Origin of the sequence: Glutamicibacter sp. B1 (genome assembly GCF_039602135.1) — a bacterium.
Classification (GTDB): Bacteria; Actinomycetota; Actinomycetes; order Actinomycetales; family Micrococcaceae; genus Glutamicibacter; species Glutamicibacter ectropisis.
The window spans coordinates 3,028,133-3,045,732 of the sequence record NZ_CP125942.1; the positions used below are offsets into that span (position 1 = coordinate 3,028,133).

General features: G+C 56.5%; 17 protein-coding genes. 8 read left to right on the forward strand and 9 right to left on the reverse strand.

All coding sequences use genetic code 11. The features are described 5' to 3' along the window. Nucleotides 1-14: 14 nt before the first annotated feature. A complete protein-coding gene (locus QMQ05_RS14230) occupies nt 15-1,082 on the forward strand; it encodes an Lrp/AsnC family transcriptional regulator (RefSeq protein WP_345471044.1) in 1,068 nt (355 codons plus the stop codon). Nucleotides 1,083-1,104: 22 nt separating this feature from the next. Here QMQ05_RS14230 and QMQ05_RS14235 read toward each other — a convergent pair whose 3' ends face one another. The 7 genes from QMQ05_RS14235 to QMQ05_RS14265 form a co-directional block, all read right to left on the reverse strand. Further along, nucleotides 1,105-1,731: a M23 family metallopeptidase gene (locus QMQ05_RS14235; RefSeq protein WP_345471046.1), complete on the reverse strand. Its 627-nt coding sequence runs from the start codon at nt 1,729-1,731 to the stop codon at nt 1,105-1,107. A 30-nt stretch (nt 1,732-1,761) separates the two neighbouring features. After that, nucleotides 1,762-3,450 (reverse strand): long-chain-fatty-acid--CoA ligase, encoded by a 1,689-nt coding sequence (locus tag QMQ05_RS14240; protein WP_345471048.1) that lies wholly within the window; start codon nt 3,448-3,450, stop codon nt 1,762-1,764. 61 nt (nt 3,451-3,511) lie between these two features. Then, nucleotides 3,512-4,132 (reverse strand): NUDIX domain-containing protein, encoded by a 621-nt coding sequence (locus QMQ05_RS14245; RefSeq protein WP_345471049.1) that lies wholly within the window; start codon nt 4,130-4,132, stop codon nt 3,512-3,514. A gap of 46 nt (nt 4,133-4,178) precedes the next feature. After that, the gene (locus QMQ05_RS14250; protein WP_345471051.1) at nt 4,179-5,720 is read right to left on the reverse strand and encodes a nicotinate phosphoribosyltransferase; all 1,542 of its coding nucleotides are present in this window, start codon (nt 5,718-5,720) and stop codon (nt 4,179-4,181) included. 31 nt (nt 5,721-5,751) lie between these two features. Beyond that, nucleotides 5,752-6,579: a phosphoribosyltransferase family protein gene (locus QMQ05_RS14255; protein WP_345471054.1), complete on the reverse strand. Its 828-nt coding sequence runs from the start codon at nt 6,577-6,579 to the stop codon at nt 5,752-5,754. Nucleotides 6,580-6,687: 108 nt separating this feature from the next. Further along, nucleotides 6,688-7,788 (reverse strand): alanine racemase, encoded by a 1,101-nt coding sequence (locus tag QMQ05_RS14260; protein WP_345471055.1) that lies wholly within the window; start codon nt 7,786-7,788, stop codon nt 6,688-6,690. A 105-nt stretch (nt 7,789-7,893) separates the two neighbouring features. Further along, entirely contained in the window at nt 7,894-8,685 is a 792-nt protein-coding gene (locus QMQ05_RS14265) for an IclR family transcriptional regulator (RefSeq protein WP_345471057.1), read from the reverse strand. 68 nt (nt 8,686-8,753) lie between these two features. Here QMQ05_RS14265 and QMQ05_RS14270 point away from each other — a divergent pair, with 68 nt between their 5' ends. The 6 genes from QMQ05_RS14270 (at nt 8,754) to QMQ05_RS14295 (ending at nt 14,696) form a co-directional block, all read left to right on the forward strand. Beyond that, the gene (locus QMQ05_RS14270) at nt 8,754-9,209 is read left to right on the forward strand and encodes a VOC family protein (protein ID WP_345471059.1); all 456 of its coding nucleotides are present in this window, start codon (nt 8,754-8,756) and stop codon (nt 9,207-9,209) included. Between the two features lie 164 nt (nt 9,210-9,373). Beyond that, the gene (locus QMQ05_RS14275) at nt 9,374-10,078 is read left to right on the forward strand and encodes a CoA transferase subunit A (protein ID WP_334121392.1); all 705 of its coding nucleotides are present in this window, start codon (nt 9,374-9,376) and stop codon (nt 10,076-10,078) included. Nucleotides 10,079-10,080: 2 nt separating this feature from the next. Continuing rightward, nucleotides 10,081-10,731, forward strand: a complete 651-nt coding sequence (locus tag QMQ05_RS14280) for a CoA transferase subunit B (RefSeq protein WP_334121391.1) — start codon at nt 10,081-10,083, stop codon at nt 10,729-10,731. Next, a complete protein-coding gene (locus tag QMQ05_RS14285) occupies nt 10,728-11,897 on the forward strand; it encodes an acetyl-CoA C-acyltransferase (protein WP_345471063.1) in 1,170 nt (389 codons plus the stop codon). Before QMQ05_RS14280 ends, QMQ05_RS14285 begins: the two co-directional genes overlap by 4 nt. A 250-nt stretch (nt 11,898-12,147) precedes the next feature. Beyond that, nucleotides 12,148-12,543 carry a hypothetical protein gene (locus tag QMQ05_RS14290; RefSeq protein ID WP_345471065.1) on the forward strand — a complete coding sequence of 132 codons (396 nt, stop codon included), beginning with the start codon at nt 12,148-12,150 and terminating at the stop codon, nt 12,541-12,543. A 23-nt stretch (nt 12,544-12,566) separates the two neighbouring features. Beyond that, nucleotides 12,567-14,696: a hypothetical protein gene (locus QMQ05_RS14295; protein ID WP_345471067.1), complete on the forward strand. Its 2,130-nt coding sequence runs from the start codon at nt 12,567-12,569 to the stop codon at nt 14,694-14,696. Nucleotides 14,697-14,797: 101 nt separating this feature from the next. On the opposite strand, the gene QMQ05_RS14300 is transcribed toward QMQ05_RS14295, so the two are convergent. Together QMQ05_RS14300 and QMQ05_RS14305 are read right to left on the reverse strand one after the other, a co-directional pair. Beyond that, nucleotides 14,798-15,358 carry a histidine phosphatase family protein gene (locus QMQ05_RS14300; protein ID WP_345471069.1) on the reverse strand — a complete coding sequence of 187 codons (561 nt, stop codon included), beginning with the start codon at nt 15,356-15,358 and terminating at the stop codon, nt 14,798-14,800. A 63-nt stretch (nt 15,359-15,421) separates the two neighbouring features. Further along, complete coding sequence (locus QMQ05_RS14305; RefSeq protein WP_345471071.1) at nt 15,422-16,252, reverse strand: metallophosphoesterase; 831 nt, start codon at nt 16,250-16,252, stop codon at nt 15,422-15,424. 247 nt (nt 16,253-16,499) lie between these two features. Here QMQ05_RS14305 and QMQ05_RS14310 point away from each other — a divergent pair, with 247 nt between their 5' ends. After that, nucleotides 16,500-17,450, forward strand: a complete 951-nt coding sequence (locus QMQ05_RS14310; protein WP_334121386.1) for a beta-ketoacyl-ACP synthase III — start codon at nt 16,500-16,502, stop codon at nt 17,448-17,450. The last annotated feature ends 150 nt before the right edge of the window (nt 17,451-17,600 follow it).

Below are 17,600 nucleotides of genomic sequence, written 5' to 3' on the forward strand. Positions count from 1 at the left end.
CAAATTATGGGTTAATGTCCGGTATCGTTGCAGAAAATATCAAAAACAAGTCGCATTCATGCATGCAATTAAAGGCCCTGAAAATGACCCTCGCCGAAGACCGCGAACTGATCCAGGCTCTGCAAATCGCCCCGCGCGCGTCCTGGCGTGCTCTGGGTGGCGCGCTTCACCGGTCCCCCGCGGCCCTGGCCCAGCGCTGGGAGGAAATGTCCGAACAGGGACTGGCCTGGTGCACCGCGGTTCCGTTCGGATCTAGCGGCGCCGGGGTGACTGCCTTCATTGCGCAACTAGCCGAACCCGGGGCACAGCAGGCGCTGTTGAAACGACTCACACAAATTCCCGAGGTCGTATCGATCGAGGTCCCGGCCCGTCATTGGGACAGCATCCTCACGGTGCTTGCGCCCGATATCGAGGATCTTATGCAGCACATCCAGCCGCGCATCGCCGCGCTGGAAGGGCTCGCCCGCCAGGAAACCATCCTGTGCACCCGCACGCACTTCGCTGGCCATGAATGGCGGCTCAACGTCCTCAATGACGCGACTGTCCGGGCGCTGCGGCCTTATGAACGGTCCTCCGAGGCGGAAGGCCCGGGAATGCGCCAGGGGGATGAACAGTTGCTGCCGCTACTTGTGCGCGATGGACGGGCCAGCGTCAGCGACATTGCAGAGGAACTAAATTTGCACCCGAGCACGGTGTCCCGGAGGCTGAACCGGATCCTGTCCGATCCGCGGGTGTCGCTACGTTGCGACGTGGCCCCGTCGCTGGTCGGGCAGCCAATCAGTTGCCAATGGTTCTGCTGGCTGCCGCCCACGCTGCATGATGCCGCAGCCCGGGCGCTACGTGGCTTTCCGGATCTGCGATACTGCGCATCGACCACCGGGGCTACCAACTTCACGTTCGTGCTGTGGGTGCAGTCACCGCAGGAGATCTTCGAGATCGAACGGCAGGTCGTCGAGCGCATCGAGGGGCTGTCCCTCTCAGAGAGCTCGGTGACCTTCCGGTTTGTCAAGCGCATGGGCTGGCAGCTGGACGAGTTGGGCCGGCGCACCGGGGCACCGGTCTTCCCGGCTTTTCCGCTCTGAACCAACAGGTCCTGATTCTGAACTAGACACCGGTACCGGGTATCTGGAGAATCTGCCCGTTGCGCGGTAGCTTGCCGGCGAATAGCAGGGGCACCGCCTTGGCTGATTGCACCGGAAGGCGGTCAATTCCTTGCACATGCACATGCGGTTCGGTGCTGTTCCCGGAATTACCGCAACGTCCCAGAACCTGGCCTGGGGCAACCGCGTCCCCGAACTCGACTGTAATGCTGCCCTGTTGTAGGTGGCACAGCACGATGATCGCACCATTGGCTTGAATCATCACATGGTTCCCGGCGAGCCCCTGCCATCCCTGGGCGAGCCGCTGGCGTTGGGTCAGCGCGTAGCTAACCGAGGCAAGTCCGCGATGGGCTTTATGGTCCGGCATCGAATCGTCCGCGGCAATAACTGTCCCGACGCACGGCGCCAGAATGGGCGTCCCGAAACCGGGAAAGCATGCTGAATCCTCCATGCCCAGCCAGGTCCCGATGGCCACCGGAGCGGTTCGTCCATGCTCATAGACCGGGACAAAATCAATGGCTAAGGACGAGGCAAATAGGTTAGTCCCGTGGCTGGGTACTCGATTTGCAGGACTGTTTTGCACGAGCCAACGGCCGGTGAATGGATACTGCAACACTATTGCGGGGTTCATACCCACCGCTAACCTCCGAGCGCTGGCCGCCTAGACACTGTCGGTCAGCTCATCCTTGACCTGTTTGCGCAAGATCTTACCGAGCAACGAGCGTGGCAACTCTTCCACCTGAACCACACGCTTGGGCACCTTGTAAGCAGCGAGCAGCTCACGACAATGCGCGCGAAGTGCGTCCTCATTGAGTTCGGCTCCTGGTTCCAACTGCACCGCGGCCACCACCATTTCACCACCACGAGCCAAAGGCTTACCGAAGACCGCTGCATCAACCACATCCGCATGCTGACGCAAAGCTATTTCCACTTCGGTGGGCGAGACGTTGAAACCACCGGTAATGATCAGTTCCTTGGCCCGGTCTACCACCTGAGTGAACCCGTCCTGATCAACGGTGACCACATCGCCCGAACGCAACCACCCGTCTTCGGTCTTTGTTTTTGCTGTTTCTTCGGGGTTATTCCAATAACCCTGGAACACCTGAGGACCCTTGATCAGCAGTTCGCCGGCTTCACCCGGGGCTACTTCCTTGGTTGGATCATCAACTTCGACAACCTTCATCAACGTTGAGGGGAAGGGTACGCCGATGGTTCCGGTGCGGCGGCTGGGGTGGAAGGGATTGCCCAGTGCCACCGGGGAGGATTCGGTCATGCCATAGCCTTCAACGAGCAGTCCGCCAGACATGGATTCCCACAGCTCAACCACGTGGTCAGGCAAGTTCATCGCCCCGGAAATACAGAATTTGGCGCTCTTGAGCGACAGGCCACGCTCCTTGGCTGCCAGCGCGGTCCGTTCGTAAATTGGTGGCACAGCGCAGTACACCGTAGCCGGTGATTTCTTCCAGGCATCTAAGATCATCTGTGCATCAAACTTCGGGAAGAGGACCAGCAGTCCCTGCTTTTTCACGCCGAAAGTCAGATACAGGGTCATGCCAAAAGCATGGAACATGGGCAGGATTGCGTAGAGGATTTCCTCGCGTTCTTTGGCGCCGAGCATCCATGCTTCGCCCTGTAATGCGTTGGAATACAGGTTGAAGTGGGTGAGCATGGCTCCCTTGGGGTGCCCGGTGGTGCCGGAGGTGTATTGGATGACCGCTAGATCATCAACATCTGGGTGCGGATGGTTGGCATCCAGCGGGCCGCCGGCGAGCAGGTCTTTCCACGATGTGGTTCCCGAGGTGCGGGTGGTCAGCGAGGCCTTGGTGTCGCGAAGCTTCTTCACCGGCAGGTTCAGTGCCATGCGCTTGAGCGGTGGGAAGGCATCAAGCAGGTTCACTGCCACGATGGCATCAAGTTGTACGTCCTTGGGGAATTCTTGCAAGGTTGCCACGACCTTGTCCCACACGATCGCGACGCGTGCCTGATGGTCTTCAAACTGGTGACGCAACTCCCGGGAGGTGTACAGCGGATTATGTTCCACCACCACCGCTCCTAGGCGCAGGACTGCATAAAAGGCCACCACATGTTGTGGGCAGTTCGGCAGGATCAACGCGACGCGGTCCCCGGCTTTGACCCCGAGGGCGCGCAGCCCTTCGGCCGCCTGCGCTACCTGTTCGCCGAGCTGCGCATAGCTAGTGCGTCGCCCAAAAAATTCTGCGGCTGGGCTCTGGCCGGCTTGGGCCACAGAGTTTTCGAACATGCGACTCAGCGGTTCGGTGGGCAGGACAATCTCCGATGGGACACCTGGCTGATAGTTAGCCACCCATGCGGGCGCAGCGCTTTTCTCCATAGCTCCCATCATGCCCTACGCGTCGGTAGCAATGCGATTATTTTTCGCGTGGCAGGACAGGTTAAACCCATTTCCAGCTCGCCGGTGGCCGTCCTGTGCCCACCGCAATCGCCGGCAATTTCTGCACGGCCTTGTTTGAGGCCAGAGCCCGGCCCACATTATTCACTACCGGTTCGGGCCGTGAAGCAGCTGCCGCGAGCTCCTTCATTCTGGCCACGACATCAGCGGTGGTGAATTGCTCGCCCAACAGGCACCGGGTCAGTGGAAGGTTGACCCACAAGGAGTCCAGCAGCATGCCGGCGGCACGGGCGATGATGGCATTGTGGTCAAAGGGAAGCGTTGGCAATGCCGTCAGCGGCTCGGCTTTGATTCTCGGATCTTGCGGCAAGGTACCTAGGATCACCAGGTGAGCCATGGACAGCGTGGGGCCACGCTCATCACGTTCAAAGTCATCAAAAACCGCGACTAGTTCCGGGGTGACGTCTTCGCTCACTCCGGCTTTATCTGCCAATGCACGGGCCACCGCTTCACGGAGCCTTTCATGAGCGTTGAGTAGTACGCCGGGCAACGCATGTTGCCCGGCGTAGGGATCCCACTCGCGTTGCGCTGTGACTACATGCAGTGCGTCATCCACGACAATTAGCGGTACGGCATCGATAGAGATGAGTGGCTGGTTAGGCATGTCTCCCATCTTAGGTGCCGTCGACGCACACTGAAGTACCAGGCATCTAGGCGATGTTGCCCAAAACGGTGCGAACGTCCTTGAAGGACTGAACCTTCACAAACTGACCATCCTTCCACACTGGCTGCAGCAACGACTCTGCTTCATCGTGCTCGCTGGCTCGTTCCACCAGATACAGCTCACCGTGCTCGTCGCGCTTTACTGCCAAGCGTCCGGTGGCTGACTTTTTCATCCCCGAATCGGTGACCGGGTCTTTGAGCAGGTTATAGCCTTCACCGTCAATCTGTGCCCAGGTGGCTTTGACTGCCGATGAGAAAGTGTCACGGGTGACGTACTGGTAGGTGTACGAGCCGACGCCAAAGACAATGTTTGATGCAGCGAACCCTGCTAGCTCTAGACGCTCGGTAATGTCCCTGGCCCGTGCGGGAGTGATGGAGTCCCCATAGATCAGTCCGATGTGTGGATCCAGTTCTTTATAGCCTGCCGCATTGATGGTGCCACCGAAAACATCCCACAAGAGCTGAACCGCACCAAAGTAGGCCGGGTCATTCTCTGGGGTTTTTCCTTCCGCGGTGAGCGCCAGTTCCTGATTGCTACGGGTGCCGCAGATGATATCTGCGGGGTCTCCGGAATCGGGTCGGATCACGAGTTTGCCTTCGCGGGCCATTATCCGGTTCTTGAGTGTTGGAAGGATTTGGCCGAGCACGCTCCAGAAGTCCATGGTGTCCGAAACGACCGACACATTCCCGGCAGGGTGCTGATCTAGGATGCGGTTGAAGGTTGCCAGTTCATTGTCGTGGGCAATCCCCGCACACATCACCGAGTGTTCTGTTGCTGGGATGGAGCCGAGGATCTGGCCATTTTCGCTGCCTGGAAGGGATGGGTAGTAGCGCTTCACCCAGTCGATAGTGGCCAGCGAATCCGAGCCGGTGAACGAGAGCAGGTGCCCCGCCCCGGACATGGCCGCCGCGTGGGCACCGCCCATGCCACGGAAGCTGAAGTCGTGTAATTGCCAGTTGACTGCGCCAAGGTCGCCGCCGGTGCGTTCGGCGGCTGCGTTGAGCAATTGTCGGTAAGTATCTGCGGTAGTTGCCGAGGTTGATGCCTGCCAGATTTCTGCCGAGAGCACCGTTTCGATGTAGTTGGTCAGCCAGAAGAAGTCCGGAAGGGTGTTTTCCACGGTGAAGCTTGGTACTCGCAAGGGCACGCGGGTGCCTTCTGGCAATGAGCGGAAGATCAATGGCAGGTAGCCCAGCTGGTGTAGGGCACGGATGTGGCTGGTGTCGATGCCGTGTTCTGGTCCGAGCACGTTGACCAGGGTTTCTTCGTACTCGTTGATGGCTTCTTCCTCGCTGGCGGCAAAGAAGGGTGCAAAGGCTTCAACGCAGTAGGACTGGATGAATGCTTGGAGTCCGAAGTGCACCACGTGATCCACTCCTTCAATGCGTGAGGCACGGTTGGTGTAGTTCGAGTAGACCGTGGTGGTGCCTTGTGGGTAGAGCGCTTTGTGGCCCAGTTTGTAGCAATCGGTGAGGAATAGTGGCGCGGTGACCGATGGTGCGGTGATGGTGGGGGCGAGCAAGTTCATGATCTCTCCTGGAAATTTCGCGGTAAGAAGATTAGAGGTAGGCCGGGATGATTGAGGCGATCGGCAGAACGCTGGCGTTGACCTCGGGGTTGTTGTGGCCTGGGTGGGAGTCGGTGGTGAAGATCTTCCCGTAGTGTTTGGTCAGTTCACCGGCGGCACCCGAAAATACTCCGTGACTGACCCAGAGGTCGAGGTTTTCTTTGGCTAGCCCGGTAGCTGCGGCCATGCCTCTGAAGGTTCCTCCGCCATCACAGATGTCGTCCACAACTAGGTAGTGCCCATCTGCCGGAAGTTCTTCGCAGTGGAATCCGGTGAGTTTTCCGGTTTCGAAGTCTCGTTTCTTGCCGGCCTTGTACAACGGCACTCCAAACGTCTTGGCTGCTTTAGTCGCACGGTCCACGGCTCCCGCATCAGGGGCGATGATGCCGTCGTAGCGCTGGCCAAAAAGCTGCAGCCATTTTGCTAGGGAATCGGCTGGATCAATGATGGTGAGGTTATTGATCAGGGTGGTGATCACCGGGGAATGCGGGTCAAAACAGATCACTTGGTCTGCTTCGAGTGAGTTGATCATGTTGGCGTAGACCTTGGCCCCAAATGGTTCGCCGCGGTCGGCGCGGGCTGCTGGCAGGTATGGGATCACTGCGCTGACCTTGTGCCCGTGTTGGTGTGCGTAGTCAATCCATAGGCCGGCACGCATGTAGTCGTTGGCGTCGGTACCGGTGATGATGATGTGGCTTGGAGTCTGCTCTTGGGCAGCCGAACCAATCTTGAAGTGCGCTTCCCCGGCGGGAAAGTTCATGAATTCGACATCGGAGTAGACCGTGTATCCGGTAGCGACGGTGGCGTATGGCTTGATCATGTATTCAGCCTAACATATAAACATCACATGATGTTTATTGAAGATAAGAATCTTTCATCCCACACCTTTCGTGCTTTACTTCTTAGAGGTCAAAGGCCAATTCAGCAATCAGAAATTTAATCCGCGGGCTGCGACATCCCATTGCTCGGAACTTCCGTCGGCGTTCACGGCAAGTACCGAATCCACCAGGTTGACTGCTTGGCACACGTGATTCGGAATCACCTGTAGCTGCGTGCCATGAGCTGGCAATTCAAGGTTTTCTGGCCACGTCACGGTAGCGTGATGCTCCGACAGGGCGCTAATCCGAGCTTCGGGGCATTCAAGAATTCGGCCGTAACCACTGGCCCATGCAGGGCGGTCACCGCCAAGAATTTTGCTTCCTGCATCCACGACGATTCGGCGCGGGATCTGGTCGTTGCCCTCATGGCGACTCACCACGGTGGCGGCCACGCTCAAGGCAATTTCATCAAAACCAATTCGCCCCAGTTCAAACTGCTGGGCATCTCCAAAGACATAAACGCCGGGACGCACTTCGGTGAGCACTGAATTATCACTGAGTGCTGCGGTAGGAGATGAACCGCCACTAATTCTCTTGATTGAGAATCCAGCCTCGCGCAGGAATCGAGTAGCTTCAGCCAGAGCTTTATGCTCATCGTTGACGGCCTTGTCGATACCGTCCGGGTCATAGCTATGACCTGGAAAAGTAAAGACACCCTGGACTCGCATTCCACTATCGCGGGCCGACTCAGCAATAGCCAAAGCATCTCGGGGACTGACGCCACTTCGATGATGTCCACTATCAATTTCAATCATGAGGCGAATCTTCGATGCCTGGGCTCCGAGCATCCGAGCCATCTGCTCGACAGCTTGCACCGAGTCCACACCGATACTGAGCTTGGCACGTTTGATCAATTCTTGGATTCGTTGTGCCTGAGATTCATCGACCCACAGAGGATAGGCAATAAAGATTTTTGCCACACCTTGCAGGGCAAAGCTCAGCGCTTCACCCACGGTGGCCACGGTCAGGCCCACGGCACCGGCCTCTAGTTGACGACTGGCAACCTCTGGCATCTTGTGCGTTTTGGCGTGCGGACGTAGTTTCAGACCTTGGCTGGCCACCCGGTGAGCCATTTTGTCGATGTTCTTTTCCAGTTGGACCACATCGATCATGATCTGTGGCGTACTGATTCCAGCCGGGATGAGGACCAAATCTACCGTTCCTTAATGCTTGTTGTGCGTCGCGGTGACGGTCCTGCCTGTCGGTGTTTCCGCCGAAGAGAGACTACCTCAGGTTTCTATCAATGCGCCAAGCGTTCACTGACGCGCCACTGGAGAGGAACGCTTAACGAGCTTGGTCGACAGTTCATGAGCATGATGTAGCAGCAGTTCACCGAGTTCTTTTCTTCGCTCAGCTTCGAACCTGGTGTGAATGCCGGTCAGGCTCAACGCCCAGGCAGGTTGTCCAGAACTATCAAAGACGGCAGCTCCCATCCCCCAACTACCTTCAACAATCAGCCCAGGGTTCACTGCATAACCAAGCTTCCTGGTTTCAGCTACTTTTTTCTTGAGTTCCTTGGCACTGTGGGCCGGTCCGTATTCGGCTTCCAACGAGCTGTTAGCTAGATAGCGTTTCATGCTTTCTTCAGGGAGGAAGGCCAAAATTGCCATACCTGCCGAGGCCACACCCAAGGGGAATCGCCGACCTTCGTACAGCACAAAGGAACGAATCGGGAAGGCGCCGTCTTGCCGGAGTAAGCAGACGGTTTCATCTGAACGCCTTGCGGAGAGAAAGGCGCTTTCACCGGTGGCTTCAGCCAACGCAGTCACGTGCTCTCGGGCAAGTTCACTAATGTCGTAGCGTTCAGCAGCTACTGCTCCCATGAGATATAGCTCGGGCCCCAGCAGCCATTTGCCGGTGCGGTGCTCGTGGTCGCAGAAACCTTCGGTCACCAGTGCCGATAACAACCGGTGCACGGTGGGTCGCGCTAGTGAAGTCGCGCGAGCCACCTCAGTAGTCGTGATGCCCTCTGGCATGGAGGTGCTCACGGTTCGAAGTACAGCGGCGAGCCGACCAACAACTTGGGCTCCGGCCGGTAAATTACTCATGACCATATTATGGACGATGCTTGTTCATTCAACGGTATGTGTCCGTGTAAGGGAGCATACTGTGGGGCATGGATACTTCTTGGCAATTGGTCGTTGACTGTACAGATCCGCAAACGATGGTGGCGTTCTGGTCCCAAGCCTTGCACTACATTCCTGAGCCACCTCCAGCCCCGCATGCAACGTGGCACACATATTGGCAAGCCATGGGAGTGCCGGCCGAAGAGCTGGAACCAGAAGCGGGAGAACTACCAGAGTCCATCATCGATCCACTTGGACACGGCCCACGCTGGTGGTTCCAGCAGGTTCCGGAGCGAAAGAGCATCAAGAATCGACTCCACATTGACCTTCGTGTGGGCGGTGGTCGAGGGGTCGATTTTGAAACGCGGAAGGCACGAGTCTCACAGGAGTCTGAGCGTTTGGTAGCTCTGGGTGCGCAAATTCGTCACGTGATGGATCGAGCCGAAATGGATCATTTTGCGGTGTGCATGTCGGATCCTGAAGGCAATGAATTTGACGTCGTTTAGATGAAGGCAGAAGCGTTCATATTATGGACGCTATCTAGAATTTTCTTCACCATCCGACCAATACACAGGCAAAGCCCTGATCACTATTGAATGCTCATCTGCGACTACGTACCTTGGGAGTAAGACACATCCGCACTCCACATAGTGGACGCAGGGAGATATCGATGACAACGAAGTTTCGAGATGACGCGGCAGCTGAACTAGCCGCAGTGATCAAAGATGGCATGACCATCGCCGTAGGAGGCTTTGGCCTCTCCGGGATCCCCAACAGGCTGATCACCGCCGTGAGAGATTCAAAAGCTACCAACCTCACCATCGTGTCCAACAATATGGGCGTCGATGGCAAAGGTTTAGGCCTGCTCTTGGAAAACCGACAGGTTTCCAAGGTTTTGGCTTCCTATGTAGGTGAGAACAAACTATTCGCGCAACAGTTCCTCGATGGGGACTTGGACGTGGAATTCTGTCCTCAAGGAACCCTCGCTGAACGCTTGCGTGCCGGCGGCGTAGGCATCCCCGCTTTCTTCACTCCAACCGGTGTTGGCACCCCGGTGGCTGAAGGCAAAGAAGTCATGGAATTCAACGGCAAACCGGCCATCTTAGAGCGCGGCATTTTTGCAGACATCGCCTTGGTTAAGGCTTACCAGGCCGATACCGAAGGCAACCTGCGCTATCGGATGACTTCTAAAAACTTCAACCCACTGGTGGCCATGTCTGGTCGGCACACTTTCGCTGAAGCCGAGCACATCCTTGATGACTACCTCGATCCGTCTTTGGTTGAGACCCCGGGCATTTTTGTACAAACTCTGGTGCAGGCCGATGCTGTCAAGGACATCGAACAACGCACCGTACGTAGCCGTCAGGAGGCCTAGAGATGTGGACCCGTGATGAGATGGCGGCCATCGCCGCCAGTGAACTAACCGACGGTCAGTATGTGAACCTCGGAATCGGCATCCCCACCCTTGTAGCTAACAACCTTCCCGAGGGCGTTTCGGTGAAGCTACAAAGCGAAAACGGACTACTTGGCATGGGCCCCTTCCCCTATGAAGGGGACGAGGACGCTGACCTGATCAACGCTGGCAAGCAGACGGTGACCATTCTGCCTGGCGGTAGCTTCTTTGATTCAGCGACCTCCTTCGGCATGATCCGTGGCGGTCACGTGCAAACCGCTATCCTCGGTGCCCTACAGGTGGCCGCCAATGGGGATCTGGCCAACTGGACCATCCCTGGCAAGCTCGTCAAAGGCATGGGCGGCGCCATGGACCTTGTTGCCGGCACTCCCCGAGTCATCGTCCTCACCGACCACACCGCCAAAGACGGTACGAGCAAGATTGTAGAATCCTGCGACTTGCCGCTCACCGGTGTTGGTGTTGTCGACCGAATCATTACCGATCGCGCCGTGTTCGACATTGAACAAGGACAGCTCACTTTGCGTGCTGTGGCCCCGGGCGAAAGTGTAGAAACCATTAAAGAAATCACGGCAGCAGAATTTGCCATCGACATCCTGGAGGATCTGAAAGCATGAGCGTCAAAATCGTAGGCTACGCCCGCACGCCATTTGTGAAATTTAATGGCGTGTTCGCCAGCGTTCCAGCCACTGAGCTCGGTGCTCATGCTGCCAAGGCGGCCCTGGAGCGTGCTGGCGTTGACCCGACCGAGGTCCAGCACGTCTTCGCAGGCCAAGTGCTTCAAGGTGGTGCAGGTCAGAACCCTGCCCGACAGTCGGCCGTCGGGGCAGGCATTCCACTGAACGTTCCAGCGATCACCCTCAACGCAGTGTGCCTTTCTGGCGCGGAAGCCGTGGTTGCCGGCACCCGACTCATCAATAGTGGCGAAGCCGAAATCGTTGTGGCTATCGGGCAAGAATCAATGTCCTTGGCCCCGCACGTCCAGCGTGCGCGAGCCGGAACAAAATACGGTGCCATTGAATTGATTGACACCTTGGAATACGACGGTTTGACCGATGCCGCGGAGAAACGTTCAATGGGCGTTTCCACCGAAGAGCACAACGTGAAGTTATCACTCACCCGCGAGGAGCAGGACAAGGTGGCAGCTGCCTCGCATCAGCGCGCTGCGGCATCTCGTGATTTCACAGCAGGAGAGATTGCTCCTTTCACCATTACCACTCGTAAGGGTGAGACTACGTATTCCGAAGACGATGGAATTCGCGATTCAACTACCGTTGATTCTCTATCCGCACTGCGTCCTGCATTCGCTAAGGATGGCAGCATTACCGCCGGAAACTCCTCACAAATCACCGACGGTGCCGCGGCTCTGGTTCTGGCCAGCGATGCTGCGATCGAACGCTTGGGGCTCACCGCGCTGGCTGAAGTTCTCTCACATGCGTTTGTCGCTGGCCCAGACCGCACTTTGCACGAGCAACCATCGAACGCCATCGCCGCCGCACTGCAAAAGGCCGGCGCTAAGGCCGAAGACTTGAAGGCGGTAGAAATCAATGAAGCCTTTGCCGCGGTGGTTGTTCAGTCGGCAAAGGTACTGGGTCTGGATGAAGAAATCGTGAACCCCCACGGTGGAGCTACCGCCTTGGGCCACCCCATCGGCGCTTCGGGTGCACGCATTATTGGAACTCTGGCTCGCCAGTTAGAGCAGATGCCTGCAGGATCGCTCGGCGCCATTGGTATTTGTGGTGGTGGCGGTCAGGGCACCTCGGTCGTGCTTCGCTCACTCTAATTACCTACCGGCATCCTCGCCGGGATCAGCGCTCCTCATCGGAGACTGGTCCCGGCCTTTTTATGCCCAGAGTTCTTGACGTAACAAAGGCATCATTTCCGGGACTGATTCCCGTCATAGTTTCGAGCTCCCAGCCATCCTGTCCTGCTTCTGTGATATGAAATTTGTAGGCCAAATTTCAACTCGATCGACATTAAATTGAAAAATTTAGCCAATAAACATTCATCATCGCACCACGTCAGGAACAACCTTGGATAATTTGCAACAACCGGAAGAATCAAAGGCGCCACAAACGCCTCCAAAACCTCCCTCTACGTCCTTGCCCGCCGCTGGGCAAAATCCTCAGCTGAAAAAGTTGACGGATGCGGTCCTGGAACTCAAGTCTCCAGCCAGCCTCAAACTACTCGGATTCCAAGCAGCGAGCATCGCCGTTATCGGTGTCGTCCTTGCCCTGTGTTTCCTGATTCCGCTGGCTAGTTCGGCTAACGGCTCCAGCACCAGTAGCTACTCCGACTCGGATTTGGGCCTGGCCTCCCAAATCAATTCGTTCAAGGCTTTTATTCTGCTCTTCAGCGCAGTGCTCGGCGGCGGCCTAAAATTTTTGGTGCCGGCGGAGGATTTGGATTCTCCGGGGAAGCACAGCTAGCACTATCGCTGGTTTCTATAACTGTGATTCTCGCCATTTGCGCGGTGAACTACCTGCTGGTGCGCAAGCTCAACCGTGGGGTGCGTAAGGGTGGCTGGAAGAGTGCCGCAGTAACCTCCGGGCTGCACGCAATGGTCATTGCACTGGCCCTCTTGATTATTTCCCTCTTTGGCAAATTGTCCATGGAGTCAATGGGCTTCTTGAGCGCAACAATTTCGCCACGATATGCTGGCGTCTTCTTTACAGTTCTCTTGACCGTTTTCTTCTCGCAATTCATTGCAACGGCACCGCAACGCGTCGGCTCCGAATCACCGTTAATGAACGGGGCCCGCGAATCAATCACCCTGATTGTCAGCGTACTGACACTCTTTGCCGTAGTCGGGATCATCGTGGCACTAGTCAATAAAGACGAAGACATGCCGTGGAGTTTCTCGCTCATGTTGATCCCTTTGTTGGGAACCCTGGGCACCTACCTCGGAGCATTGGCTTTCCTCGGGGCTCTAGCTCCTAATGTTTCTGGCGTAGCCTCCGCGTTGGAAGAATTCACTGGAGATTCCATCCCCACCTCGGTCTATCGACTATGGGATTTCGCCGATGGCAAGGGTGCTTGGCTGCTCGTTCTCACCGTTGTATTGATTCTTGCGGTTGCTATTAGGATCGGCGTGCAGCGCACTCGTACCGAACGCATCAATTGGCAACGAACCTGGCAATTGCCAGTCATCTCCTTGGTTCTGTGGATGATTCTTGCGTGGCTGACGAGCATATCTTTGGGTGGCAACATCACCGCAAATGGAATGGGTGAGATGTCAGCAGGTGTTTCATTTGGCATCACTTGGTACTCCGTGATTTTCTTGGCCATCGGTGCTGCGATCGTTTCAGTACTCGCAGAAATTCTGCCGATTCAGGTTTACCGATATGCTCCGGCGCTCCTTGGAATTTTGGGTGGCAAGCCCGCTGCAGAACGCTGGATCTCTGGCCAGTCTCAGGCTCCGGTGGTACCGGCGACGACCCCTACCACTGAGGCAACCCGCGCACCCGAAGCTGCTCCCACCACAACCATGCCGACGGCTACTGCCGAGCAGAACACCACCGTGCTGCCTGCAGCTTCGGCTACCGCTTCAGCATCCACGGCTGTCAATGAGGCTCCGGCGCTTCAGCCTGCCTCAGAATCCTCCAAGAAGAAAGCCAAGGCTGTTGGCTTTGGTGTTCTAGGCTTGGCAGTTCTCGTTGGTCTGGGATTTGGTGCGGTGGCTTACCTGAATTCTCAGCGCAAGCCCGAGGCACAGGTTGAGCAGTACCTCGATCTTCTTGCTGACGGCAAGGCTGAAAAAGCAGCAGAAATGGTGGATCCTGGAATCGACAATGCGTCGCGTGCCCTACTCACCGATGACGTGCTGGCTGGTGCCAAGCAGCGTCTGGAAGTCATCGATGTTAAGCAGCTGTCGAAGGCAAATCATGGCGCATCGGTGCGAGCCACTTACGCCATCAATGGCGAACAGCATGAGAAGGTCTTCACCGTGGACCGCGGGGACAAAGAATACGGTTTGCTTGATACGTGGGATCTGAATGAACCGCTACTAGTACCAGTGAAGATCTCCGCCGATCAGGTTTCGGATGTCACCGTTGGAAAGTCAGCGGTTCACCTTTCTGAAGCAGAGTCCTACTTTGGTGATTCTGGCTCTTCTTTCAGTGGTGACTTCTACGTCTATCCCGGCATTTACACCGTTTCGGCGGCAAACACTGATTACCTTCAGGTCGATGCTCAAGAACTGCGTGCTAACCATCCCGATGATATGGAAGCAGCGGTCACGCTGACCACCACGGTGACCGGCAAGCTTTCAGAACTCGCACTGGATGCGGTGCACGAGTTTGCAACTGCCTGCGTCACGGTGCCAACTAACCTGAATGAGGGGTGCCCCAGCGAGCTTCAGGATAAGGATTTGAAGTCCTTCTCCGTGAAGACCCAAGCATCGGAGGTAACTCTTGAAGGCATGGACTCTTTCAAGAGCTCCGAGGCGACGTTCAAGTATCAGCGTAATGACACCGAATACATCGACTACAGCGAAGAGGAATTCGATCGTAGCTTCTCGGGAACCATTGATTGGAGCGATGGGAAGCCGACCGTGACCGTCACCGGATCAACCTGGTGGTAAACACGATTCCGACTGGCAGATATAGCTAGTCACATGTCCAACTAATGAACCCGTTGACCCCTCGCATTGCGGGGGCCAACGGGTTCATTAGTTAGCGAATATTAGTGCCAGAGCGGTTCGCGGGAGACGTAGTTGATAAGTAACTGCGAATCCAGTTCACGGTAGCTTCCGTTAGCAACCCGCGGATCTGCTTCTTCGGTCAATGCGCTGAGCACGGAGCTGATCAGTGCTCCATGGCTGACCACCAGAACGTTCCCGCCCGGATGCTGCTGGCAAATCTTGAACAACGCGTTGACTGCACGTTCAACCAGATGCTGTTCGGTTTCTCCAGAAGCAATGTTCAGTTGGCGCTGTTCATCGGCCGGATGCCCCACCAGCTTGCCTTCCCAGTCACCAAAGTCCTGCTCCATAAGTTCGGGATTCTCATACAATGCACGGGTGCCAATACCGTTGGCGATAATTTGTGCTGTCTGCAGTGCACGGAACAACGGGGAAGAATATACCGCTGCCCATGGTCCCTGAATTGACAGGTCAATTGCCAGCTGTTGAGCTTGGCGCACGCCGGTGTCATTCATCGGCAGGTCACTGCGTCCGTGCAAGCGGCCAGCCTTGTTCCATTCGGTTTGGCCATGGCGGACTAATACAATTTTCTGTTCACTCATCGTCTTCTTCTTTCATGCGTGCACCGCAAGATCCTGATCTTGGGTGCGAAGTTTTGCTATTAATCAGTTGGCGGTCTGTTGGCCGCGCACCGATCTTGGGTGCCCTGCACCCTGTGTTGTGCTCATGACTTGGTCGCTATAAGCAACGAACCAATTCATTGCGTCTTGCCCCAGTTGAAGTACCGCAAATCCTGATCCGGATTCTGCGAGGATTTCATCGGGAGCAAAAGGATTCATGTTGTAGGAACCTGCCGGTGCCATAAACACCGGAGTATTGATCAACAGGCTTGTTGTGGCCTGGTGGTAGTGCCCGCAGAGGATCGCACGAATGTCGGTACCAGCGGTGATTGCTGCCAAGGCCATCGGATCTTTGAGGCCTCGTCCGGCTCGTACCGAACTGGTAGCTTCCACCGGCGGGTGGTGTAACAGCAAGAGTGATCCCAGCGGTGCTGGCACGGTGAGCAATGATCGCAACCACGATAGCTGCGCCTCATCCACCTCGCCTTGCGCCAGTTGAAAGCCCGCGCTGTCCAGCCCAATAATCCGCAAGCCCACGATCTCATGCACGGTATTTGCTGGGTAGGGCCCGGTCGATAAACGTTGGGTATTAAACTCTGGTCCAACACTTCCCGAAGGATCATGATTGCCCGGAATACTGATCACCGGGCATCCAAATTCTTCTTGGATATCGTTGAACATCGCGGCGGCTACTGGATGGATCGGCGCGCCCCGGTCTGCAATATCTCCGGTCACCACGATGGCATCCGGTGAGAAGTTTTTTGCTGCTCGCAGGGCCTGGGCCGTTCGCCCCCAGGAGTCGATATTTCCATGGAGCAGCTGACCTTCAGGGCGCAGATGCGTGTCGCTCAGATGAATGATTGTTAGTGGCTTCATCGATCCCTCCCCGCGGTCTGCTGCTATTCATTTCATTGAACTTCCCGGTTCTAACCAGTAGGTGAACAAGGAACCGACCGGATGTGAAGTCTTATGGAATCTCCGTTTCTCGATTACCGAACGAAAATGGGCAAGAATGTGGGATCTTGCCCGCAATAAATGCAATCTGCGGTATATGAACAGCGAGTAGCACTCAAAACGACTACCCTTAGAAGAGCAGATTTGAATCCACATAGGAGCTATATCCATGACGGGCAGCAAAGTCGTCGCTTTTGGCCACTTCCAGCCAGAGCGCATCGTCCCCAACACCGAGCTGGAAAAGTTGGTGGAAACCAGCGATGAATGGATCACCCGACGCGTCGGCATCGAGGAACGTCGTTGGGGCACGGGTGTTGAGACTGTAGATTCCATGGCTATCAAGGCCGCGACGATGGCACTGGGCAACGCCGCCGACATCGAAGCCAGCGATATCGACATGATCATCGTTGCTACCTGCACCGCGACCGACCGCTCCCCTAACATGGCAGCTCGTGTTGCCAACGCTTTGGGCATGGAGCAGGGCCCGGCCGCCCTCGACGTGAACGTTGCCTGTGCTGGCTTCGCCCACGCAGTTGGCCTGGCGCAGGGAGCTATTGCTGCCGGCAGCGCAAAGAACGCTCTGGTCATCGGTTCCGAAATGCTCACCGATTACACTGACTTCACCGACCGCACCACCTGCGTTCTGACCGCAGACGGTGCTGGCGCATTCATCATTACCGCGTCGGAAGAAAATGGCATCTCCCCAGTAGTGTGGGGCTCGGTTCCTTCACTGTCTGATGCGGTGCGCATTGAATCCGAAAACGATATGAAGTTCGCACAGAACGGTCAGAGCGTGTACCGCTGGACCGTGACCCAGCTTCCTAAGATCGCCTCGACGATCATTGACCGCGCTGGCATGAAGCCAGAGGAACTGGACGCCATTGTGCTGCACCAGGCTAACCTTCGCATCATCGAGCCACTGGCTGCCAAGATCGGTGCTCCGAATGCCCGCGTCGCGACCGACGTGGTGTACTCCGGCAACACGTCGGCAGCGTCGGTGCCTTTGGCTCTCTCGAAGATGATGGCTTCCGATGAGCCATTGCCATCGGGTTCCAAGACCCTACTCTTCGCTTTCGGTGGCGGTCTGGCCTACGCCGGTCAGATCATCACGATCCCGTAAGTTATTCACCACAATGGGTGCCACCGGCGTTGCCGGTGGCACCCATTGTGTGTTTTACGGGCAACTCTCCGCTCCGGACTAGGCGCCGCTTTGGATCAAGACTGCTCCACTGACCTGAGTGTTCCCACTCACAGCATTTTTCGACTTGAC